The organism is Mucilaginibacter sp. UR6-1 (assembly GCF_020880975.1).
Lineage (GTDB): Bacteria > Bacteroidota > Bacteroidia > Sphingobacteriales > Sphingobacteriaceae > Mucilaginibacter.
The window spans coordinates 191,280-215,205 of record NZ_JAJIWP010000004.1; the positions used below are offsets into that span (position 1 = coordinate 191,280).

The 23,926-nt window shown below is 38.9% G+C and carries 24 protein-coding genes; 7 read left to right on the top strand and 17 right to left on the bottom strand.

All coding sequences use genetic code 11. The features are described from left to right. Positions 1-3 precede the first annotated feature (3 nt). Both LJ707_RS16190 and LJ707_RS16195 read right to left on the bottom strand, forming a co-directional pair. The gene (locus LJ707_RS16190) at positions 4-1,023 is read right to left on the bottom strand and encodes a serine/threonine-protein kinase (RefSeq protein WP_228952914.1); all 1,020 of its coding nucleotides are present in this window, start codon (positions 1,021-1,023) and stop codon (positions 4-6) included. A 4-nt stretch (positions 1,024-1,027) separates the two neighbouring features. After that, on the bottom strand, positions 1,028-1,483 hold the full coding sequence (locus tag LJ707_RS16195) for a hypothetical protein (RefSeq protein ID WP_228952915.1): 456 nt from the start codon (positions 1,481-1,483) through the stop codon (positions 1,028-1,030). Between the two features lie 720 nt (positions 1,484-2,203). Between LJ707_RS16195 and LJ707_RS16200 the strand changes: the two genes are divergently transcribed. Next, the gene (locus LJ707_RS16200; RefSeq protein ID WP_228952916.1) at positions 2,204-3,079 is read left to right on the top strand and encodes a hypothetical protein; all 876 of its coding nucleotides are present in this window, start codon (positions 2,204-2,206) and stop codon (positions 3,077-3,079) included. 63 nt (positions 3,080-3,142) lie between these two features. Here the strand turns inward: LJ707_RS16200 and LJ707_RS16205 are convergent, their stop codons facing one another. The 12 genes from LJ707_RS16205 to LJ707_RS16260 form a co-directional block, all read right to left on the bottom strand. Beyond that, the gene (locus tag LJ707_RS16205; RefSeq protein WP_228952919.1) at positions 3,143-4,249 is read right to left on the bottom strand and encodes a DUF4417 domain-containing protein; all 1,107 of its coding nucleotides are present in this window, start codon (positions 4,247-4,249) and stop codon (positions 3,143-3,145) included. Further along, a complete protein-coding gene (locus LJ707_RS16210; protein ID WP_228952921.1) occupies positions 4,224-4,595 on the bottom strand; it encodes a hypothetical protein in 372 nt (123 codons plus the stop codon). The genes LJ707_RS16205 and LJ707_RS16210 overlap by 26 nt, the downstream gene beginning before the upstream one ends. Positions 4,596-4,923: 328 nt before the next feature. After that, positions 4,924-5,742: a hypothetical protein gene (locus LJ707_RS16215; RefSeq protein WP_228952923.1), complete on the bottom strand. Its 819-nt coding sequence runs from the start codon at positions 5,740-5,742 to the stop codon at positions 4,924-4,926. Further along, positions 5,739-6,557 carry a J domain-containing protein gene (locus LJ707_RS16220; RefSeq protein ID WP_228952925.1) on the bottom strand — a complete coding sequence of 273 codons (819 nt, stop codon included), beginning with the start codon at positions 6,555-6,557 and terminating at the stop codon, positions 5,739-5,741. The genes LJ707_RS16215 and LJ707_RS16220 overlap by 4 nt, the downstream gene beginning before the upstream one ends. Positions 6,558-6,868: 311 nt before the next feature. Then, entirely contained in the window at positions 6,869-7,351 is a 483-nt protein-coding gene (locus tag LJ707_RS16225; protein ID WP_228952926.1) for a hypothetical protein, read from the bottom strand. Between the two features lie 10 nt (positions 7,352-7,361). After that, positions 7,362-7,853 carry a hypothetical protein gene (locus LJ707_RS16230; RefSeq protein ID WP_228952927.1) on the bottom strand — a complete coding sequence of 164 codons (492 nt, stop codon included), beginning with the start codon at positions 7,851-7,853 and terminating at the stop codon, positions 7,362-7,364. A 595-nt stretch (positions 7,854-8,448) separates the two neighbouring features. Continuing rightward, positions 8,449-10,287 (bottom strand): hypothetical protein, encoded by a 1,839-nt coding sequence (locus LJ707_RS16235; RefSeq protein ID WP_228952928.1) that lies wholly within the window; start codon positions 10,285-10,287, stop codon positions 8,449-8,451. A 65-nt stretch (positions 10,288-10,352) separates the two neighbouring features. Continuing rightward, positions 10,353-10,763, bottom strand: a complete 411-nt coding sequence (locus LJ707_RS16240; protein ID WP_228952929.1) for a hypothetical protein — start codon at positions 10,761-10,763, stop codon at positions 10,353-10,355. Between the two features lie 180 nt (positions 10,764-10,943). After that, positions 10,944-12,059: a hypothetical protein gene (locus LJ707_RS16245; RefSeq protein WP_228952930.1), complete on the bottom strand. Its 1,116-nt coding sequence runs from the start codon at positions 12,057-12,059 to the stop codon at positions 10,944-10,946. A gap of 65 nt (positions 12,060-12,124) precedes the next feature. After that, positions 12,125-13,402 carry a site-specific integrase gene (locus LJ707_RS16250; RefSeq protein WP_228952932.1) on the bottom strand — a complete coding sequence of 426 codons (1,278 nt, stop codon included), beginning with the start codon at positions 13,400-13,402 and terminating at the stop codon, positions 12,125-12,127. 285 nt (positions 13,403-13,687) lie between these two features. Then, entirely contained in the window at positions 13,688-14,398 is a 711-nt protein-coding gene (locus LJ707_RS16255) for a hypothetical protein (protein ID WP_228952934.1), read from the bottom strand. Positions 14,399-14,773: 375 nt separating this feature from the next. Continuing rightward, positions 14,774-15,817 (bottom strand): site-specific DNA-methyltransferase, encoded by a 1,044-nt coding sequence (locus tag LJ707_RS16260; RefSeq protein ID WP_228952936.1) that lies wholly within the window; start codon positions 15,815-15,817, stop codon positions 14,774-14,776. 74 nt (positions 15,818-15,891) lie between these two features. Between LJ707_RS16260 and LJ707_RS16265 the strand changes: the two genes are divergently transcribed. The 3 genes from LJ707_RS16265 (at position 15,892) to LJ707_RS16275 (ending at position 17,422) form a co-directional block, all read left to right on the top strand. Further along, positions 15,892-16,605: a helix-turn-helix domain-containing protein gene (locus LJ707_RS16265; protein WP_228952937.1), complete on the top strand. Its 714-nt coding sequence runs from the start codon at positions 15,892-15,894 to the stop codon at positions 16,603-16,605. Between the two features lie 208 nt (positions 16,606-16,813). Continuing rightward, positions 16,814-17,176 (top strand): TM2 domain-containing protein, encoded by a 363-nt coding sequence (locus tag LJ707_RS16270; protein ID WP_228952938.1) that lies wholly within the window; start codon positions 16,814-16,816, stop codon positions 17,174-17,176. 15 nt (positions 17,177-17,191) lie between these two features. Beyond that, entirely contained in the window at positions 17,192-17,422 is a 231-nt protein-coding gene (locus tag LJ707_RS16275) for a DUF2905 domain-containing protein (RefSeq protein WP_228952940.1), read from the top strand. Here LJ707_RS16275 and LJ707_RS16280 read toward each other — a convergent pair. From LJ707_RS16280 to LJ707_RS16290, 3 genes are read right to left on the bottom strand one after another with little or no spacing between them, the layout of a single operon-like run. Further along, positions 17,415-17,984 (bottom strand): cysteine hydrolase, encoded by a 570-nt coding sequence (locus tag LJ707_RS16280; protein WP_228952942.1) that lies wholly within the window; start codon positions 17,982-17,984, stop codon positions 17,415-17,417. The genes LJ707_RS16275 and LJ707_RS16280 overlap by 8 nt on opposite strands. A gap of 15 nt (positions 17,985-17,999) precedes the next feature. Continuing rightward, positions 18,000-19,265: an MFS transporter gene (locus LJ707_RS16285; protein WP_228952944.1), complete on the bottom strand. Its 1,266-nt coding sequence runs from the start codon at positions 19,263-19,265 to the stop codon at positions 18,000-18,002. A gap of 31 nt (positions 19,266-19,296) precedes the next feature. Then, positions 19,297-19,731 carry a MarR family winged helix-turn-helix transcriptional regulator gene (locus LJ707_RS16290; RefSeq protein WP_228952947.1) on the bottom strand — a complete coding sequence of 145 codons (435 nt, stop codon included), beginning with the start codon at positions 19,729-19,731 and terminating at the stop codon, positions 19,297-19,299. A gap of 140 nt (positions 19,732-19,871) precedes the next feature. Here LJ707_RS16290 and LJ707_RS16295 point away from each other — a divergent pair, with 140 nt between their 5' ends. From LJ707_RS16295 to LJ707_RS16305, 3 genes are all read left to right on the top strand, one after another. Beyond that, positions 19,872-20,969: a Nif3-like dinuclear metal center hexameric protein gene (locus LJ707_RS16295; RefSeq protein WP_228952949.1), complete on the top strand. Its 1,098-nt coding sequence runs from the start codon at positions 19,872-19,874 to the stop codon at positions 20,967-20,969. Continuing rightward, positions 20,969-21,712: a zinc ribbon domain-containing protein gene (locus tag LJ707_RS16300; protein ID WP_228952954.1), complete on the top strand. Its 744-nt coding sequence runs from the start codon at positions 20,969-20,971 to the stop codon at positions 21,710-21,712. The genes LJ707_RS16295 and LJ707_RS16300 overlap by 1 nt, the downstream gene beginning before the upstream one ends. Before the next feature lie 176 nt (positions 21,713-21,888). After that, positions 21,889-23,919 (top strand): ATP-binding protein, encoded by a 2,031-nt coding sequence (locus tag LJ707_RS16305; protein ID WP_228952956.1) that lies wholly within the window; start codon positions 21,889-21,891, stop codon positions 23,917-23,919. Positions 23,920-23,926: the final 7 nt, after the last annotated feature.

The window sequence follows — 23,926 nt, forward strand, 5'->3', positions numbered from 1 at the left end:
GTGTTAAACAATTGTGGTTTTTCTAATCGTTTCATGTAGTAATTTTAATGCTTTACTTGAGTCGGTTATGCCTGATGAACAGTGCTCTTTAACTTGTCTATTATTCTTTTTAAAGATTAGTGAAAATTTGCTTTTAGTCCTAACTAATTCTACGGAGTATTGATCGTGTTTGAATTTACCTTCCCAATAGTTATCTCGGACAGGGCTCCATTCAATTGCAAATTTTATCTTTTGCAACGATTGCCTCATAGCTAAACAAGATTGATATCGCTTAGACCTATCACTTTTCATTGACTTATTAATGATCTTGATTATACAATCAGGAATATGAGAATAATAGATTCTTTCAGGAAACTTTTCCTTTGAAACAGCTTTTATAAACTCAGCATCGTTTTTAAAGGATGCAGTGAGTTGTTTAATGTTATTTATTATTCGATAAAATGTAACTCCTATTGAATAAATGTCACTTAGATCGTCTTGAATTGAATTGTTAAGTACTTCTAATGGCAAATGGGCATTATAACCGGCGAATCCAAAGGTTTGTCCTACTAACCCGAAAGCAAGCCCAAAGTCAGAAAGTTTGGCTTGACCTGTGTCAGTGAGTAATATGTTGCCGGGCTTTATATCTCTATGATAAATGTTTTGACTATGTGCATGTTCTAAGCCATATAAAACATCAGTAATAATTTTACATGATCTTTGAACAGTTACGAAACCTTGCTCTATTAATCCTTGAACACTGCCGTTCTTAAGGTACTCAGTAGTAATACATGGTAAATAATTGCCATTGAACTCATGAACATCTACTTCCTTGATCTCTACTATATACGGATGTTTACACTTCTCTAAAATTTTTGCTTCGTTAAACAAATCAACAAATTCCTGCGCTGTGCAGTTTGATGTATCAATCATTATCACCTTAATAGCCCTTTCAACATCTAATAAAGAATCGTGAACATGAAAAACATAACCAAATTGTCCATTCCCTAAAGGACTTAAGACAGAGAATTTCCCTATATTCATTCTTCTAATAAAAAGAGATTAAGGCCATTAAAGCAGTATCACGCATTTTTGAATCCCAAGGTGTAGTGGGGTTACTTAAAAGGGCACTTATAAATTCATGCAAATCTGTGCCTTTGGTCAGTCCAAATCTACTTGCTACAATTGCTGTAGGCGATTTATGATTAATTACTATGCTTTTCTTAAAGCATAGTAAATTAAGAATGCCTTGACCATAGTAAACTTTACTCACAAAGTCGTTGGTTACATTGTTTATAGTGAGCCTATAATTAACATAATCAGGGTTGATTTTATTTAACAACAAATCAAGTTCTGTTTCGAACCATTGTGTTAATTCATTGACAGTATATCCTTTAGGTAATGCGATTTTATTTTTGTAAAGTATGGAAATGCTGTCTTTGTTTCCATGTAACGCGCAAACGTATAATCCAGTTGTTGAAAAGGTAAAAGCCAAGGAAATCATCTTTTATTAGGTTTATTACGATAAAGTTTAGTTTAGCTAAAATACATAATATCTTGAGTAAAAACAATTCAGCGAAGCCGCTGCAAGTTGAGGTCAACGTCTGAGTGAAGGGAGTCGCAAGACGATCACTCAGAATGCTTCACGAATCAATTGGCGCTGCATTTGAAAATTGAGTTGTGTGATTGGCCTCTCAAATGCTGTGATCAATTGTGAAGCGTTGACCGACTAGCAGGCGAGCTAAACAAGGAAACTGCTTGACTTCAATAGTAATGCAGCGAAGCGGAATGTTATTGGAGGCAGAGAAAAGTTTCATGGAGAACAACTTTGCTTTAAAACAAACCTCGTGACAGATTGCAGAAGCGTTTGGGCATTATAAGCTAAAGACACATTTTTTTCACTGTAGGTATTAGTGTAAGGGTAGAGAAATAAAAATGTGTATGGCTTATGAGCGTTAGGGCAGTGAAGTTTAACGTTTGCGTAGCAATCTTTAAACGTAACAGCATCTGGCATCAGGGTTTGAAAAGCTTAGGCGTTAGTAATACCGATCTTCCTGCGATAGTCCGCCTGAACCACCCTAAAGTTCCATTCTATGGCATTACCCTCGTAAGCAACAAAAGTGGGATTGCCATAGTAATGGTTCTAACTGATATAGCACAGGCTCAAGTATTACATTGATGCTTATATTTACCAAACATAGTAGGCATTATAAACTTAGAGTAAATGGAAAGTATCAGTAAGCATGACAGAATCCAAATGCAAATTGTATCTACCTGTCGAGAATTAGGATTTGAAGTAAAGCAAGAGCATAGAGGGAAAGGTTGGAGGGCTGACGTCTTTGTACGCAATAATGATAGGCCAATCGCATTTGAAATTCAACTAAGTCCTCAAACCCTAAGAAAAACCATTGAAAGACAAACTAAGTATGATAATGATGGTATTCTTGGGTGCTGGTTCTTTGAAACACCTGTTTTTAAACTCAATCAAGAACGCCCAGATTTGCCACTGTTTTATGTAGAAGAAAACAATGGTTCTCCTCTAATGGTAAATCTTGGAGAACGTAAAAAAGTCGATCTATCAACATTCTTAGCAAACCTTATATGTGACAATATACAGTTTCGCACAGTTGCAAAGACCAAGATGGTACAATCAGTAAAGGTTGCATTTTACGAGATGGCGTGTTGGAAGTGTGGAGAGCTTAATCATTTGTTTTATGTTGCAACTCCCTTTTATTCTTCTTGTAACGCTAAAATTAAACCAGAGGAAAGTCTTTGGGGATCGGATAGTGTAGTGTATATGCCGGAAATCATTTCTTTGGTTAAGAGCTTTGCGAAAGCAAACAGCGACTTGGGTTTGAACCTTGCATCAATAAAGGATCGCTATAGTAACACTGTAGAGTTGACTTATACTTCTTTTGGTTGTTATAAATGTGATAGTATCTTTGGCGATTTCTATGTTATGGACGCGAAAATTGATGCAATGTACGACCCTGAATTAATCACTTGTCAAGGAGAAGTAGAGTTGCAAGACATTGTTACTTTAGATGTTCCTCATTGGTGCTTTCCTAAAAATGGCGAACAATTTTGTAATAACAATTAAAGTAAACATTATCTTTTTTGGTCTAAGAGACCAAAAGCGGGTAAGGTAAGTGAAGGCTTAGGTTTAAGCTGTTACTCCTTTCATGAGCGAGCTATCCAGCAGTATTCGATTTTTCAGGTATTCCCAATATAGGTATCGCTCACGGATATTGGTGGTCACTAGTTCTGCAACTGTTAACGTTCTATCATATTTAAAAGCCATCTTATGGGTGTCTGGGTTTAAAAAGATTCTCTGGTAGCTCTGCGCTTTCTTTACAGGCAAGCTTTCAGCAACATGTACTCTATCTATATAGACACCGAAGTAATAGAGATATGTAAAGGAAAACCCTTGTAGTATAACACGAGTATGCGGAACCGTTTCAAGTATCTTAGTTACGGTTTTTACCACTTGAAGAAACTCCTTTTTAGATGCTTGGAGTTGGCAATTGATAGTAAAGTAACTAACATGTGGATTGCTTTTAAACCAATCCAGCCAACGTTGGATTTGATAGTCTGTTAACGCATAGACATGAGGAATGGTAGATATACCACTTTGTTCAATTTCATAAGAGGAATATAGGCTGCGTTTGATGTTCAGTGATTGCGCAAACGCACATTCACCTGTTATCAATGAGAAATTAAAACCCGTCATTGCATAGAAGTCCATTTTGCGGATTTTTTCATAAAGAGTACATAGCTCTCTTTGATGCCAAAGGTACTCAATAAGCGTGTCAGGACCTGATGAGAAAAGAAGCACTTTAGCATTTCGGAAGCAATAATAGTTCAGCAATAAGTTGCGGAATATTATGCTTTTATCCTCCTGTAGTCCACCAGCCTTATGGCTTACCGCACTTGACAAAATATCTTTTAAGGTGAGCGCAATTACCGGAAATTCGCCTGAAAGATTAGGTAATTGAGAAGCCATCTTATTGTACACGGGTATGTAGGATGGGAGGATGTCACATTGGGTATGTAGATTAACATTTAAGGCAAGCCCTTCAACTTCATCCACAAATTCATGCCTATACTTGTCTTTGCAGGTAATAATGTTTCTTCTAAACTCATTCACACAAGTGTTTGAAACAAAGAACGCCTCGTTGCTATCTATATAGGGACTGAATGTTCCGGAAAACACTTCACAAGTGTATGAGAACAGTGATGGTTGGCTATGCAACTCTTGTAAATCGAGCATAAGTTTTCTCCTTCTCTTCCACAATTTCGCCTTTGTACCTAATACCGATGCTTTGACAGTTAGTAATCATTTCTGATCTTTTCTTACTAAGGGCACTTATTCTATGGCCAGATATATAGTATGCATACAGGTCGCCTTCCGGAATCAATTCCAGTCGCGCACCCTTCATAATTATACCAGACCTTGTGACTTCTACTTGAAACTTAAAAGGACACATATTTGCGGCTACGTCTGCGATGTCAACTGAAGGGTTTCCATTGCCTTCTTTAGTTGGATCGATACGAGTATGTATTGGTCTTCTTATAAGCGGCTGGTCATTTTGTTTTCGTTTTGTTGCTGATCCCATATTATACCTTTCTAAATAATTACACACGATTCATTGCTATAAACAGTAGCAATGAATCTAAGATAGGAATAAATTTTCACAGACAACCATCTACTTTTCAACAAATTGTGAATATTTTGCTAACTATGTTAGCTTGCCTATGGTGACTTACTTTATGACACTCTACTAACCTATAATACCTGTGCTCCTAAGAGATTCTTCAAGTGTCAAGATAAACTCCTTCCCATCCCACACCGCTTTGCAGCCCTTTAATCTATAAGTATGACCTTGATTCCAACTGGTGCCAATAACATCTTCAATTTAGGCCTGCGTATTCAGGCAGACCTGTTTAATCATCATAGATCAGAGCAGATATTAAATTCAATGTATTTTCAGTGCCCTGAACACATTTGGCTGATATTGTATTACCCGCTTTGGCAACATTCAAGAATCTATTAGTAGCTTCAGTGGAAGACTTATCAGGATAGAACATCACAAGCGCATCCTTACCAGCGAACTCACCCTTTTTTATGCTTATAATGAGTAAGATGCCTTCATCAAATTCTTTTACTTCAGTAATTGAACCATCAAATTCGTAATCCAAATTATTAAGAATGATGGAGTCATAATCGTCTGAATTTGGGTACAGATCTGTATAACTAAATTTCGTTGGTTCTGTTGTCGTATAATTACCTGCAGCAGTATCAGGTTGCACAGGATCTTTGACTTGCACAGTATCTGTTCTTGTCGAATCAAGCAAGCTTCCATCTTCCTGTCGTGCGATGTACTTATCGTAAATCATTTTTTTAATACCACCTGCTTTGTGCCAATACTCCCAACTTTCAAACTTGTTGAGTTCATTGATGTTTATGTAGCCCATTGTATCAACATTGATGCTATCTGCACCATATTTGTTTTTATCGACATTCTTGAACAGTACCAAGCATGAGCCGGAGTTGCCTTTAAGTTTTTCGAATACCTCTTTATCAAGTGTTGCAAAATCGCCACTGAACTGATTAATTCCTATTGTACCATAACTCCATTTGAAGTTGTGAACCGTAAGAAGATTTTTATCCTTTTCATATTCAACCAATGGAGAACCCATGAAAGGTATCTGCTTGCATGCCGACAGGCACACAAGCAGGATAAATAAGCCCAACTTTTTCATAATATCGCTGGTAGAATAAATGGCAGTCCGATGAGGGATAAGATCAGCACAGTCACGAGGACGTTTATTGAAACTGCTGAGTTAAGCAACACTGTAGCTTCCTTGCTGTACTTTGCTACGCTTCGCCTGGTAATAATGATCAATGCAATTAAACCAAAAATGCAAAGCGAAATTGAAAGTCCAATTCGATCATCGGGATTGCCTGAAAGCGTTACAATTAGGGCGATTATGACATGAATACCAAAGCACTTGTATAACACAGACTCATAACGTTCGACGCTTTGTTGCTTCAACGTTTCAATTGCAACGATCTCATGTTTTGAATCTTTGTAACCAAGCTCAATAGCCTTGTTGTATTTTTTTAATGCAGTATGTGGCTGTGCTATGGCGCGATAGATTTCACCTTGAATATGATATAAATAACCATCATTAGGCCATAACTTTAATGCTTTGCTTATTTCTTCTAAAGCCTTTTCCAAATTTCCTTTATTAAACCATTCTTGCGCCCAGTAGATATATTCCGTTACCCCATCATATTCATTTTGAGGTTTTACTTTGGATTTATGCTGCTTAGCAGGCTCTTCCTGTTTCACCGGGTTTAGAAATTCATACAGTAGTCTATCATACTCTTCCTTTTTGGTCGGGTTATTTAGTATATCGTAAGCTTCCTTGATTTCAATAAACTTTTCAGCGAAGAAAGAATCATTATTGTGTTTATCGGGATGATATTTAGTAGCTAAGAACTTAAAAGCTTTCCTTATTTCATTAGGGTTTGAAGGTGGTTCAAGTTGTAGAACTGAATAAAAATTTTTCAATGTGTATTTAAATAAGGCACCGATAGTCCTTACTCGGTAGGTTATAATGCACGAAAGCGCAGGACTTGACTTAGTCTGAGCTTCAGAGGCACCTAGGAGAGCCCTATAACCACAAACAAGTTTTCGCCCTACGCTTTCGCGTGGGCGTCCAACTCGCTTGTTCCGGTTATATGAAATTTCCTAGGTTTCCTGAAACTGAACAAACAAAGCTTAACGCTTTATATCTTAATTAAACTATATGTATTAGATGATAGCAATATTGATGTTTTCCTCCTTTGTTTGATCACAAAGTTAGTTATTGCACATCAGGTTTAAGCGACAGCTTTCAACTTTCTTTTAGCAGCTTTAGGCTTATAAGGCAGTTGTTTGAAAGTATGATGCTTCAATCCCCGTTCCTCAATGTATTCGTACATTGCGCTTGGTGAGTTGATAAACCAGTCAGTTCTTACGCAACCCTCAATATCAACTGTTGTGAAGTCCTTGCTTGTTTGCTTATAAAGAATTCGGGTGAACTGAGTTGTAATACTGCTAAGCTCTACCGAATTACTGACCTGCTCAAACCCAAAATGAATTGCGTAGTTGTCATCAGAGTGATGTTCCAAACGAAGGTAGAGCAGTGGGTTTATCAGCTCATGAATAATGGTTTCAATTTTGGCTGACTTGTCCTCACGCTCTAATATAAATCGTAATTCTTCCTGTTCAATAGCGCCAAGCATTTGCCTGGCTTGTTTCAAAATAAGGGCATAGCTATCCCTTACAGCTTTATTGTAAGCTGTTAACTGTGGTGTTTTCATCTTTTAAAAGTTAAAGAGTTTGCGGTTTGATTTCAATGTGGTAAATCGGGTCCTGGACATTAAGCACCCGTTCATGAAATTTTGTGCAGTTAGGTTTTTGAGGCGTATGGATAGCCGCTTTATTGTAGGGAAAACCAAGCATTAATTCGCTTACAGCATCTTCAAATGGACAGTTATAAAAGTCGTACTCGATAATAAAATCGAATGTGAGCCTACATTCCAGATTGAAATAAAAATGCGGAGTGATGAACGTATGCATGCCAAATAAACCTTGCGACTTATCCCTGCGATAATCACGTTCAAAAACAATGGTGCTATGATCTAATTGTTGGTACATCAATTTCACCTTTTCAATGATGCGCATATAACCATCCTCTACAAGCTCATTGCGGATTTTTAACAAGCTATCTCCATTTGTTATGCGTTTGGCCTGCACCCATCTTTTTGTGCCTTTAAGGTTAGCAATAGGGATTTCCTGATCCTTTTCTTTGATCTCTTTCATATTTTTGTGGATTTTTAGTTTGCAAATGGTAAGTTTTCTGGGATGGTCTGCGGCTTGCTCAACGAAGTTGGGCAGCAGTAATAGCGCAGGTTAAGTGTGATTGGTAAATCGGATTTATAGGAACTGAAATTGATTTGAGGGAGAAGCTGTAAGGCCAATCCACAGAAAACTTTTTGGCTTTATTTCAACAATAAGGGAGTGGCTTTATCAAAGCGCTGTTTGCGCGCTTAACATACAGTATATCTATACAATATATGCAGGGCAGCGCTTATAATATCCTTGGCATCTCAATTTGTTATGGCGGGGAGGGGAGTGTTTTTAATAACGATGGATATATGTGTTTAAAGCACGATTTTTATAAAATTTACTATGCCTTTTTCGCTTTTAATGTTTTAGTTGAAAATGTGTTAGACACCATTACAAGCAAAAGACTGAAAAATAAAAACTCCCGATACTAATGTACCGAGAGTTGTAATCACAGATTTTTACTACCCCTAAAAAGTTGATTTCAGTAAAATTTGGGATTGATAGATTGATTTAAGTAAATCCCAATTTTAGTTAACCTCTATAAAGTAGATTTTGAAAATCATTGGGATTATTCAGACAGGTCATCATCAATTTTAATTACTTGTTTGCTCCCAAGTCGATTGCTCCCAAGTCGATACCCATGAGCTTTATTAACAGTAGTTTTCTTGCAATCAAAAAAGTTTGTGATCAATGATATGGTGGCCTTGGTTTCGACAGCCTTAGCAAGACATACTTGTTGAATAGTCTTCAAAATGTCTGAATTAAGCACAAATGTGTTTTCAGTAAAATGCTGGTGAATCATCGGTTCTATAATTTTTAAATCACGAAGCTTTTTAGCTTGGTGCACAGCTGCTTGTACTCTGTTGGCATTCAACTTCGTTTTTTCTAAGCCTTTTAGACCGATAAGATAGTATGCTTCGGTCAAGTTTGGATACAACTGTTTAATGTTATTGAATAAGGCTTGATTGATGATCTTCATGACACCTGGCTTTTTAGTCATTCTGTCAATCAACCTGATTGCTTCCCATTTGCGCTCTTTAACTGTTTGTTTACTATTGAGTTTAGCACGGTCGATATCGCCTAAAATGTACTCATCAGATATGAACAATGGATTAAAATGCTGAAAGCGTTCTCTATAAGATGTTTTAAGATTATCTATATTTTGGTAATAACCTTTAACCTTTTCCTCATGAATAAAGTTGTCAACCATAAACTCGTTGAGTTTATTTTCTGTATAGAAGGATGCAATTGGAGAATTTTCAATAAAAAACTTCAATGTGTCACGGCTGCCTCTGTGATTGGCTTTGCTAAATAGGTCAATAACATGCTCGTAAGTATCAAAGCATCCTTGAAGATAGTTTAAACATTCCTCTTTCGCCATTGATTCAAGATCAGGATTAAAATTAGTGATATGGGTAAGGTCAGCTATACCATTTCTGAAACGGCCAGCGATTTGAATAGCCTCTGTCTGCGGATCAATCATGCTGTGTTGTGCGGTATAAACATCACTCACCATAAACACATTTGGTTTATATTCTAAATCAATATCAAATGCTGAAAAGTATCTACTGGTTAAAAAATTGTATTTAGCCAGGCTGTCCTTATCAAACTCACTCGTTGCAGCACGAAACTTTAATGTTGCAAGCTTGGCAACGCTTTGATCAGCACAAAACACTTTGCTTTCCCTTTTAATATCCAATTGATCCATGATGTTAAATATCAGATCAGTAGAGTTAGCAAATATGAATACCGGCTCACTTTCATATCCCTTAAGATGTACACGAAGTGTTTCCATGACATTATTTGTGTCTATAACCGTAATGTCTTTACTGAAATCATAAGACGGTTCAATCAAATAATGATCAAAGTCTTTGAATCCTTCATGAGAGTAGGGAAGCGTTGTTGCCGATACTAAAGCTTTGTTTTTAAACTTAAAGAAGTATTGAATAGGCGCAGCTATATTGCCTCTATAGCTCACATCTGTGATGATACGTTCGCATTCATCAAAGAGTAGGAAATAGTTATTATACAGCTCGTCCAATTGATGCTCGAAATAAGGAATTATTTTCTTCACAAAACCTTCAGGAGTAGTAATGATTTTTTTGTGTATCGCTTTAGAAGCCAGGTAGCTTTCAATATGATCTTCAGTTACACCCCTGTATATCCCTAAAATTTGCTTATCAGCACCATACTTCTTGTTATGCTTCGTAACCTTACCTTTAATCACAGGTACGTTAGGAACGATGATGATGCTATTACGATCAGTATATTCTATTTCTAAACTGGTAGCACCACAGCCAGTAACTATTTTGTGAATTATACTATTTGTGGGTAAACCTAATGATTTAAAAGGTTCAACTTGGGCAAGATATTGCCCTTCAGTTATATTTACTGTTACTTGATTCATGATATTTTTGGGTTTTTAACTTTGAATTAGGGCGACATTTGTCGCCCTAATAGTGAATGGATGGGTTAGTTAGAAGAAGACGATTTGGATTCAAGCTCTCTTGCTTCTGCGATAAGCGCTTCGAGCGTAAATCTTACTGTTATGTGAGCAAATTGATAGTTGATGAAAAGATCAAGCATAGCATCTGATAGTAAGATTATTTTGTACTCTTTGACACCTCTTGGAAGTTCTACAACTATCCAAGCGTAAGCGATGTCGTCTTTGTCAAGTCGTGCTTCTACCTCACCTTTAATACCAAACCCATTTCTTAGCAGGTTATAAAAGCCTGATAACTTCTGTTTTTGTTTTGGGCTTAGCGGATCGTAATAGTTAATTAAATCAGTTGGATTTACATTAGTAACATCAAAGAAGTTCTTTACAGTTACAATAGAGTCAGTACCTTGTACTTCTCCTTTGTTTTTATTTGTGTTAAACATATTTTTACGTGTCAGTTTGTTTGCTGACAGTACAAAGGAGAATAGGGGAAATTTGGAGCAGAATCTGTTTAGGTGTCGAGTAGCGAACTATGAGCTAAAATCGGTCTAACCAACTGTTTATAAGATAGATTAATTTCATTTTTATTTACAAATGCAACATAGTAGAGTTTACTCTAAAAACTAAATTTCCCCAACGTCTTTCATCATATTACGAACGAACTCCTGGGTTATCTTATTGGAAATATAGAAGTGTTTTAAATCTTCGTAATCACTAGGTAGCTCTTTGTTTTTTATATCAAAAGCTTTTAATAGTACAAAGTATTCATGCAGAAAGTAGGCTTGCTGTCTTTTGCTGTTAATAAGTTTGTGATTGTTCAAATACGCAGTGACAAGAGTACCAATCTGGGTAAGTGTTAGTGTATTACTTATTATGTGCCTTTGATTACGGTTATAAAAAGACTTAAAATCGCTTAGTAAGGAGTTCTCGTTAGTAAAGGCTTTATAAAAGTCTGTATTATCACGCTTATGTTCATTTAGCATGTAATTGATTGTTGACTCGAAAAGATGTCTTTTAATCTGTGGTGGTGTTGGAAGGATATAACGGGGCTGGCTATTTACAACTTTCTTGCCTTTTTTTATGTTGGTGTCTATTAGAGATTCACCAAGGTAATTCTTAAAAGAAGTTAGGGAATTGATATTAAAATCTAAATCCCGTGGTATATAAAGCTCTTGGCCATGCGACTTGATTACCATATATCTGATAACATCGTTTGCATGTTTTTCATCAGGATAATATTCCAATATTTCTTCAAGTGAATATTTTTCACTCAGTTCTTTTTTTGCAAAAAACACTTCATCTGAGTTCTTGTCATGGATCAAAGCATAGCTTTGATCTTTACTCATTTTGTTGATGTGTGCAATCCCAATAGCATAAAGGTCACTCAAGTATTTCGCATACTCACATAGTTCGTTATATCTGTTGTTTGCTATACTTTGCTTTTCAACATCATCTGCTACAAAACAATATATATAAAGTAAGGGGTCAAGGTGCTGATTAGGTATATTCCATTGTTGCAGTACCTCCCTAAATTTAGTTAAGAACACTTTCACACCATCTGTTGTAGTAAATTGGGTACCGTACTTTCCACCAAAATTATGTTGAATGATATCAGGATGATTAGCCCAGCCAAATGCACTTGAGCCTTGAAATAAGGCCACAGTAGGATGGTCGTGAACCCATACCATAAATTCTTTAGGCAGCCGTAGTACTATCGAGTAATAATGTTGCTCAGACATAGCGCAAAACTAATAATATGATGTAGCAGGACAATAATATGCTGCTACTTTAAAAGCCAAGAAGTTTACATCCCGAACATTCTATTTTCCCATGACTCAATAGCACCCTTTTCAAAGCTATCGAGATAAGTTTGCGTCTGTTCTTCTGTAGCATGTCCTAACGCTTCTGAAATGTAGCTTGTATTGGCTCCTGATCGTTTTAACCCTGTTGCATAGGTATGCCTCCCGACATTCGTCGTTAATTTAAGATTAGGCTCACCAATCATCTCCGCAAGCTTTTTTAAAGCGTGATTAACGGCATCTAAAGCTGTCTTTTTACGAGTGTATTGCTGCTTTAGTGTTATATGAATATCAGGGTTAAGTATTGGAAATACAAATCCTCCTTTAAGATTGTAGTTTTCTTGGAAGTATTTTAATATAGCACCATTGTACTCATTGATTGGTATCTCGAACTGTCCACGTGTCTTTCTGCGTACATAGTAGATATGGGTATCGGTGATGTTCTTCCAAGTAAGATATGTCATATCTACAAAGTTCATTCCTCTGCTATAATAGCTAAACATAAATAGCTGCTGCGTTAAATGTAGCCATGAGCCTTCTTCCAATGTAAGAGATTTCAATTTAGCCACTTTATCGAGCGTAATAGCAATTTTCTTTGTTTTGGAATCTAAACGTTTATTAATGCTATACTTCTTCTCGCCGAATGGATATGCTTCTGGCTTTAAAAGCTTATCTTCTATAGCCTGGTTAATCACCCGTTGCAGATTCCGCATCTTTACACTGATCGTAGTGTCCTTGTTGCCTCGAGTGTTACGCATCCAGTACTCAAAGCTTTCTAGAAAGCGTATATTAATATCAGACAACAATGCATTAGGTTTGAATTTGGTGAGAATCCTCTGATTCTCTCGATATAAGCCTGAAAGGCCAACTCGACCTTGTTCATCGAGGATTTTGATTTGTATTGCGTAGTAATTCTGTAGTGATTTAATTATGGGTTTTTCCTTCCTCTTCAGATCAGCCTCGAACTGATCAAAGCTAAACGCAAGGTTTTCTATGTCGTAACGTTGAAGTATTTTCTTTGCATCGGCTAATTTTGCTTTGAGAACAACATTACAGTCCTTATAGCCTCGAAAAGATTTTAAGAATTTGCCTAGTCCATTATCCTCAATATTTGCAGGTCGCCAGTCAATGCCCTTACATCTATATGATACGGATTGATCTGTCAGAAGGCTGTTAATTGAATAATACTTCTTTACCCGATTATGAGTAACACGCAAAGCGATAGAAAACTCTTCTTTTGATAATTTTTTAGTAGTGTTTAGCACAATTGCTACAGTTGCCATAGGACAAATTTGTAGCTCAGACGGTAGTACACACGGTAGTACACAATTACAAAAAACGCTTCAGAATGAAGCTGGATTTCCAGCAATAAAAGCCGTTTACGGCTTTTATTATGAGCGATAGCGATTACCCCATGCTGGCGCGATACCGGGCTACGCTACATCCCGAAGGGAGTGCAAATATATACGTTGGGTTGAAATTTTAAAATAAAGCAATAATGCCATTAACACAAAAACGGGCTGCTATTTAAATAACAACCCATTTTTTTTTAAATAGAGGTATAATAGTTAAAAAGTGGCAGGTACCGGGCTAAAATAAGCATCAAAGATGTTGGTATAGCCTGAAGATACCGTTTTGTTAATACCATCATTATACCATATATAGGTATGGTCATTACTACCGGCAATGCCAATGCCAACCACATCATTAATGGTTTTACCCGCCGGTACACTGAATGAGTAAGGTGATGTGATAGCCCCTAAATCGGTTGAATTACCTACCGTGGCTGTGCCATCCTTATACCAGGTGTATACGCGGTTGTTTGATTTGGCTATCGAGATGGCCAAAATATCAGTAGGCGTTTTGCCGGCTGGTAACAAATAAGGCTTTGGTGCAATGTGCGCCGTTGCATTGTTGCTGTACCCTACAGACATGGTTCCGTCTGAATACCAGAAGTAAACCCAGTTGGTGCTGGCTATGGCAATGGCTACAACATCTAAAGGTGTTTTGCCTGACGGTAACGAATAGCTAACCGGCAAACGGTACAGGGTGGAATTTGTTGAACTGCCTGATGATACGGTTCCTGATTTGGTCCAGTAGTAGCAGGTATCACCAAGTGAAATGTCGGTTTCCACAATGTCGCCGATGCTTGATGAATGCGTACTTTTTTTAGAGGATGACTCTGCCGGTGTAACGTTGGTTTTATCTTTTGTACAACCAACAAACAAAGAAGAAGATACAATTGTGGCTAAGAAAGCTAAGGTTTTTAACTTTTTCATGATAAAGGTTATTAAAATTGGTTTGGTTATTTAATGAAGTACTAATGGAATAGGTGTACTACAGCCGGCACTTTGCCAAGCGCAGCAAGGAATGCGAATTTACCTCATAGGCAATATTTAATTTAGGTTCAATAACCTTTATTACGATATTAACTATAAGTTAGTTGCAACTATGTGATTTATTTGTGGAAATAAAATTATACCGAGCTACGCTACATCCCGAAAAGAGTGCATATATATTTGGGTGAAATTTTAAAATAGAACAGTTTACAGCATAAATATCAATTGCAGTATTTCCATTACTGCTTATAAAACACCCATGTTCATTACTATAATCTCTGCTAAACAAAACATACTTAGCTAAATTATATTGAATTAAAGTTCAATGTTATGAGTTTTGTCTTGTAGATATTGCAGTGATCTTCTTGCCTCTTGAATAACTATTTCACTAAAGACAATATTATATTGCAATGCTTCGCCAATATCAACACACTCTTTATTCAGAATAGCATGATATATTCTTAAAACGTGCTTTAAATCGGTGCCTTTTTCAATAAATCTGAATATAGATGCAGCCATATAATTAATATCATTATCTATTGATATCCAATTACGTTTAAGCCTTTCACAAACCTGCCCCGTAGTATTAGACCCACTGAAAATGTCAACAACTAAATCTCCCTCATCTGTTAGCATTTTTACGAAAAATTCCGGTAGCTGTAAAGGGAATCTGGCTGGATGGCTCTTAACATTTAACTTCTTGCAGAAATTAAGATATGGACTATTTGACTCGGCATTAGCAATTTGTAATAAGTTTGAGGGAATAGCCCCTCCATTATTTGATGAAAAAGATTTACTAATATCATGCCCTGAAGGCCTCAACTTAGGCTTATAATGACTGTCCGGATCTTTTAACAGCCGTTTCATACTTTCACTATAAGGTACTAAAACGTTAGAAATATTCGATTTTGGAAAAGGCTTTTTTGAAAACCACCACACGTTATTAACCGAATCTTTAGCGCGAATTTTGCGACGGTTAACCCACTCAATAGGGCTTGGTAGCTTTGAGGGATTATACCAATAAAAATCCTCTGCTAAATGAAACCCTAAATTATCACAAAAATGTATGGGGATCCGGAAGTTATATAAACTACGAACAGGTAAGCCTTGCTGGTAAGCGCCTCCCAAATCTAAAACGAAACTTCCATCATCTTTAAGCTTTTTATGAACTAAAGCGGCAAACTCTGAAAGCCATTCAATGTATTCATGTTGATCTTTGTTGCCATATTCTTTTTTCCTTAATAACGCAAAGGGAGGACTAGTCATAACTAAGTTAATAGAGTTATCTTCTAAATGCTCCAGTTGGTTTAATGAATCATTTAAAATCGCTTGACCATATTTGGTTGTATAACTAATCATTCAACAAAGATATAAAAAACAAACTCCGAATATATACGGCAGAATTAAGAAGCCTCAACTATGATATTCGTATCATGGATGAATTAAATAGCTACATAAATATACTTGCTCAAAATATAGCTTACTTAAGAAAACGTCAGAGGCTTTCACAAGAAGAGTTGGCTATCAAGGCAGGTATTGACCGAACCTATCTGGGATATATTGAAAATGGAAAATACAGTATTACCATTCGGAAAGTTACTGCTTTAGCTATCGCTTTAGATGTTACTCTATTTGATTTGTTGGATCCGAGTCTGATTGAAACCTATGAAAGCAGCCAAGATGAAGAGATATTAGCTATGAATAAGATTTTACCACACATAAGAAAGTATCAATTACTGGCTGATAAGCATGGCATTAACGATATATTTCAAGATAATGGAGGAAAATTATTGCAAACGCTGCTTGTTACAGGATTAAAAATGCTTCCAGGCCGTGAAGGGAATGACGCTAAAGATCACCAAGGCAATGAATATGAATTGAAATCTGTCAATATCAAGCTAACAAAAAGCTTTTCTACACATCACCACATGAATCCAACAATTATTGCAAAATATAGAAAGGTTGATTGGATATTCGCAATATATGATGGAATAGAGCTTCTTGAAGTATACAAACTAACTCCAGAACATTTAGCACCGTTTTATGACGGATGGGAAGAAAAATGGCACCGAGATGGAGGCAAAGATATTAATAACCCCAAAATACCTTTAAAATATGTTAAGCATAATGGTATAAAAATCTACTAAAGGTAACTAACCACAAACAAAGCAACTTTATTAATAATAGATATTCAAGCAGGTTATATTTCTAAATTAACTCCCCCTCCTTTCACCGCCAAAAAAACCACACTTACCGACTACCTTAATCCGTTAACCTATTTTACATTGGCTAATTTTAGGTGGCAACGTACCTTTATATCAACAAATTAATCAAAATCACTTAATACTGAAAGCCATGTACGCTCCTAACGATCCATATTACGCATTCTCAGGCGTTACCCCCGAAGAGGTTGTATTTTTACAACAAGCCACCGCCGAACTTAGCGACCAGCAGAAGAACCGCTTTTTTGCCGTTTACTCAACCAAACGTAAAAACGCGCAGGATATACTATTGGTAAGCCTTTTGGGTTTTGTTGGCTTTGCGGGCATCCACCGCTTTATGCTGGGCCAGATAGGGATGGGACTGCTATACTTTTTTACCGCAGGGTTGTGCTTTATAGGCACCATTGTTGACCTTGTTAATTATAAAAATCTCGCCAACGAGTACAATAAGCAAATGGCATACGAGAGTTTCCATATTGCTAAAATGTACCAATAAATATCAATTGCAGCCATGCCGCTCAACAGCGAAACTGGTAAGTATTTAATTATAGCCGGCCTGCTTATTATGCTTGCCGGCTTTGCTGTTTATTTTTTTAACGGCAGGCTGCACTGGCTCGGTCGCCTGCCCGGCGATATCAGGGTAGAGCGCGAAAACTTCCGCTTTTACTTGCCGGTAACTACGCTCATCATTATCAACCTGCTGCTGTATATCATCATGCGCCTGTGGCGCTGGCTTAGTTAAGCGCTCCGGGTATCTTTTCAATAATTTCGGCCACGGTACCCACCTCGCCAATACGCGGAAAGAGGTATTGCAGGCTGCGTTCATGCGCTTCAAGCACCATATCCGCCATGGCATCGCTGGCAAAGCTTACGTTATAGCCCAGCTCGGCAGCGGCACGGGCGGTACCCTCAACACCTACACTGGTTGCTATGCCCGCCAGCACAATATTGGTAATGCTGCGCTGCTGCAAAGCCTCGTGCAGGCCGGTTTCAAAAAACGCGTTCCAGGTGCGCTTGGTAATAAATATATCATCAGCATGTGTACTTAGCTCGGGGGTTATGGCTAATTGTTCGTCAGTAAAAACAACCGTGGCTTGTTTGGCATCCTTACGGGTGCTTGTCCACCTGCCGGATGGGTTAACGTTTACAATAACCGCTGGCAGTGCCGCTTTATGAAAGGCGTGCAGCAAGGTAGCGGCATTTTTTATAACCTCATTAACCGGGTGCTGCAGGGGCAGCCTTACAATAGCATTTTGCAGATCAATAAGTACCAGGGCTGTGTGTTTATCAATTTCGGTGATCATTGGGGTAGTGTATGTTTATGTGTTTACCGCCTCCTGTAATTTTACCGGCGGCGCTAATTGTTGTATGTTATTCTTTTGCTTTTCCTTACGTAAAAAGTACAGGTGCAGGCCGCCTATCAGCAGGGCGGCAATACCTTCGGCCAGCAGGGTGTTTTGCGCGTTGATGTATTGCGATACCGTACCGATCAGCAAACCGCCGATAGGCTGCAAACCAAACAGCACCATAGCATAAAAGCTGATTACGCGGCCCCGCATATCCGGACTAACCGTGGTTTGTATCACTGTATTGCTGATGGTAACCTGCGACATCATGCCGAAACCGCTCACCATGGCGAACACCAGGGCTATAGGATAAATCTCCTCGTGCGAGAACAGGGCAAGGCCCGCACCCAACACAATTGTGTTTATAGCTAATATCAATTTAAGGTTGCTGCCCGGTTTAAGGGATGCTAAAAATATGGCCCCGGCAAAAGCGCCCAGCCCTATCACACTGTCAATAACGCCAAATGTTGATGCCGTACCTTTAAAAATATCGCGTGCGTAAACCGGTATCAGGGTACTAAAGGGCAGCACCAGCACACTCATCAAACAAAGCATCAGCAATATAAAACCTATGGATGGTGTGTTTTTGATATAGGTAAACCCTTCTTTCAGATCGGCAACCACATCCTTATTATGCGGCTTGGGCACATACCTGGGCAGGCGCATCATCAGCAGGGAACCAATTACGGCGATAAAGCTAAGCGTATTCAACCCGAAACAAACATCCTCGCCCAACTTTTCTATCAGTAAACCGGCAATACCAGGACCAATAAGCCGCGATAAATTCACCATGGATGAATTTAGGGCGAGCGCATTGGGCAGGTGTTCTTTATTATCGATCATCTCATACACCAGCGACTGCCGGGCAGGTACATCAAAGGCATTGATAATACCCAGCACCACGCTTAATGAGATGATCTGCCAAACCTCGTACTGCTTAAAGTAAATCAGCAGGGTAAGCAGTAAGGCCTGCACCATAGAGGCTATCTGGGTGAAGAAGAGGAGTTTGTAGCGGTCATAACGATCAGCGGCAACGCCACCTAAAAATGAGAGCACAAATGAGGGGAACAGACTGGCAAACATGGTTACGCCCAGCATAAATTCTGAATGTGTTAAGGCGTATATTACCCAGCTTACCGCTGTTTTTTGCATCCATGTACCTATCAGTGAAAATGATTGGCCGAAAAAGAAAAGCCTGTAGTTACGGCTTTTAAACGCATTGAATGTACTGATGTTCATCTATCTTCCTGTCCCTCCGTATTTGTTGTATCTACTCGTGTTCAATAATTTTTTTGAGTGTATCTAAAGCCCGGTTAAGCAACTCCTGCTCTTCGGGCGGGCAAAGGTCGCTTATGGCAATGTACAGCCATTCGTCACGCTCGTTACGTACCCTGTACAGCACCTCGCGCCCATGGTCTGACAGGGATATGATCACCTTCCGTTTATCCGTTTGTGATGGCTCGCGGTTAATATAACCCAGCTCAAAAAGGTGGTTCAATATCTGCGACATGGATTGCGTGGTAATCTTTTCCATGGCGGCCAGCTCGCTGGGCAGCAACTGCCGATGCTGGTCAAGCAGCGCGATGGTTGAACGCTCAGTGAGCGAAAGCTTTTCGCCTGTTGACGATTTTTTGCGCAGCTTTTTTATCAGCCGCGTAGTAGTTTCACGCAGTTGCGATGCGAGTTGCTTGGTGTTGTTACTCATTTATTGTTAGCTTAACTTGTAAGTTTACCTTACAAAATTACACATCATCTTACTTTACTCTGTCATGCTCATCTCATAACAAAACATAAAAAATTATGCCACCAGGCAACGGCAACAGCTTTTAATAGTAATTTAGTTGGATGAAATTAGCTGAACTCACTAATTATCTCGAAAGCCTGGCACCACTGGCCTACCAGGAAGATTATGATAATGCAGGCCTGATTGTGGGCAGGTCCGATAAGGAAGTACACCAGGCCCTGATATCGCTGGATTGTACCGAGGCCGTGGTTGACGAGGCTATTGCCACAGGCTGCCAGGTAATTATATCGCACCATCCCATCGTTTTTAAAGGACTAAAAAAGTTTAACGGTCGCACATATGTAGAGCGTGTGGTTGAAAAGGCCATTAAGCACGATTTGGCTATTTACGCCATACATACCAATTTGGATAATGTTACCGGCGGCGTTAACTCCAAAATATGCGAAATGCTCGGTTTAAAAAACACACGCATCCTCGCCCCCAAAAACGGCCTGCTTAAAAAGCTGGTGACTTACGTGCCGGTTAACGATGCCGGGAAGGTAAAAAATGCACTGTTTGCCGCAGGCGCGGGTGATATTGGCAACTACAGCGAATGCAGCTTTGGCACAGAGGGCACCGGTACGTTTAAAGGCAATGACAGCACCAACCCTTATGTTGGCGAACCCTGCATACGCCACCATGAGCCTGAGTTACGTATTGAAACCGTATATCCTGCTAATATTGAGAGCAAAATATTGATGGCCCTGGTATTAGCACACCCGTATGAGGAAGTGGCCTATGACCTTTATACACTAACCAATCAGCACAATCAAACAGGCTCGGGTATGATCGGCGAGGTGGACATGGCTTTAAGCGAGGACGACTTTTTACACTTACTTAAAAAAAACATGCAAACCGGTGTGATTAAACATACCGAACTGCGCGGCCGCGACGTTAAAAAAGTAGCGGTTTGCGGCGGCGCCGGAGGCTTTTTATTAAAGCAGGCCATAGCCGCCGGAGCCGATGTTTTTGTAACCGCAGATTATAAATATCACGAGTTTTTTGATGCCGACGGCAAAATAGTGATAGCAGATATCGGACATTTTGAAAGTGAGCAATTTACGCAGCAATTATTGTTTGAAATTATTCAGAAAAAATTCGCTACCTTTGCCGTCCGTTTAACAACGATAAATACGAACCCCGTCAAATATTTTATTTAATGGAACAAACCGTTGAACAAAAGCTTAAAGCTTTATACGACCTTCAGACAGTACATACTAAGATTGATAGAATACGCCAGGTGCGCGGTGAACTACCTGTAGAGGTGGCTGACCTTGAGGATGATGTTGCCGGTCTTGAAACCCGCATCCAAAAGCTTAAATATGAGCTTGACGATATTGAGGACGAGATTGTTAACCGCAAAAACCTGATAAAGGACGCACAGGCAAACATCAAAAAATACGAAGCGCAGCTTAACGATGTTAAGAACAACCGTGAGTATGATGCTATCTCAAAAGAGATCGAGATACAAGGGCTTGATATACAGGTAAGCGAGAAAAAAATACGTGAGTTTGGTTTTGAGATCAGCAACAAAACCCAGGTTTACGAAAAGGCACAGGCTGACCTTGACGCACGTAAAGCTGACCTTGACGCTAAAAAATCAGAATTAGGTACTATTACCGCCGAAACTGAAAAAGAAGAGAACGAACTGCTTGCCCAGGCTGAAAAAGCTACCGGCAATATTGAGGAGCGTTTACTTACCGCCTATACCCGCCTGCGTAAAAACGCTAAGAACGGTTTGGCAGTAGTAACCATTCAGCGCGATTCATGTTCAGGTTGCTTTAACCAGATCCCGCCTCAACGCCAGTCAGACATCCGTCAGCGTAAAAAGATCATCGTTTGTGAACACTGCGGCCGTATTTTGGTTGACGAGCAAATGGCTTTAGAAGCAGAGGAAGCATAAATTGCTGTTTAGATATTAAAAATGAAAAGCGCCCCCGAGGCGCTTTTTTATTGCCGTTAAACCTGCTATTTTAACAATTAAAAACACAGACAATATTAGTTAAACAATTCGAGCAAAAAATGCATTAACAAAGTCATACCTGTGCTAATATCCATGTAATAAATTTTTCGATAATAATGCCGTCAGCCCCCATTCCGCATAATGATCAGGAGCGTGTTGCCGCTCTTAAATCTTATCATATTTTAGATACAGCTACTGAAAAGGATTTTGATGAACTTGCCGAGCTGGCTTCTGTTATATGCAATACTCCGATAGCGCTTATTAGCTTGGTAGATAAAAACAGGCAATGGTTTAAAGCCCGAAAAGGCATTACTGACTCAGAAACCGACAGGGCATTATCGTTTTGTGCTTACGCTATCAATAAACCCGATGAAATTTTAGAGGTGGAGGATGCTCGTGAAGATGCGCGTTTTGTTGATAACGATTTGGTTACGGGCGATTTGAATCTGGTATTTTATACCGGCGTACCATTGGTTGATGAAAACGGTTACGCATTAGGTTCGCTTTGCGTTATTGACCAGGAAAGGAAAAAACTTAATAACATGCAGCGTTCGGCATTAAAAGTTTTGGCCAACCAGGTTATTGACAAGCTTACCCTACGCCGGAAGGTAATTGAACTGCAGGAAGCCCAAAATCGTAATTTAAGGCTAAATAAATTACTGATAACCAAACAACAAGAGGCCATGCAGATCATCAAAAACACCCCCATGGCCATGGCTTTACATACCGGGATTGATATGACGATCGTTTTTGCAAATGATATGATGCTTAACGCCTGGGGCAAGGACGAAAAGGTATTTCAACTACCATTTAATATAGCACTGCCCGAGCTTGCCGCACTTGATTTTCCGAGCACTATGAGGCGCGTTTACCGCACCGGGATACGTTACGAGCAAAATGAAGCCCATATGACTTACAGCCACTTTGGCATACTTAAACAGTTTTATTATAACTATGCTTTTACCCCTTTAATAAACGAGGACGGAAAAGTTTGGGGTATATTAAACACTGCGATAGATATGACTAATGTGGTGCGAAACAGGCTGGCTGCCGAAAGCGCTGAACAGCAACTGCGGCTGGCCGTACAATCGGCTGATTTGGGTACCTGGTATATTAACGCGCAAACACGTGAGTTCATCCCATCATCCAAGCTAAAAGAGCTTTTTGGGTACCGGCATGATGACGCCTTATCATACGAAGCAGCGTTAATGCAGATTACGGAAGATTACCGGGCAAAAGTAGCCGCGGCAGTAGAGGCTACAATTACACAGGGTGAAGCGTACGATATTGAATACCCGATTGTGGGTTACCGTGACAAAAAGCTACGCTGGGTGCGGGCTACCGGCAGGCTTTATAAATCAGGCAATGATAACGAAACGGCTCATTTTTCGGGCACTATAGCTGATATAACTGAACGCAAGGAAGACGAACAGCGAAAAAATGATTTTATTGGCATGGTTAGCCATGAACTTAAAACACCACTTACATCAATAAGTGGTTACACGCAACTACAACTTGTACGCGCATCAAAAAACGATGATAAGCAGGGGCAGGAACTGGCTATTAAATCAAAACGGCAGATTGACCGTATGCAGGCGCTTATAACAGGCTTTTTAGATGTAGCCCGTATTACCGAAGGTAAAATAATGCTCAATAAAACGGATTTTGATATAGCTGTTATTATAAAAACGGTACAGGATGAATTATTGGCTATCCATAATACACATAAACTGAACTTTAATTTTTTTGAAGGTGTAAAGATACAGGCCGATCAGGATAAGGTTGAGCAAATATTAGTTAACCTGATTAATAACGCCGTTAAATATTCGCCTCAGGGCACTGTAATAAACATTAAATGCAGCACCAAAGGTAACGATGCTTTTATAGCCGTAACTGACCACGGGATTGGAGTAAATGACATTGATCAAACAAATATATTTAAACGCTTTTACAGGGTTGATAATACGCAAACCACCCTTATATCGGGCTTCGGGATAGGCTTATATATTTGTAAAGAGATTGTTGAACGACATGGAGGTAAAATAGGTGTTGATAGTAAAATAGGCAAAGGCAGCACCTTTTGGTTTACTTTGCCTTTACTGCCTGTAGCGGAAATCAATAATAGCCATATACATTTAAAAGCCTGACATCCGG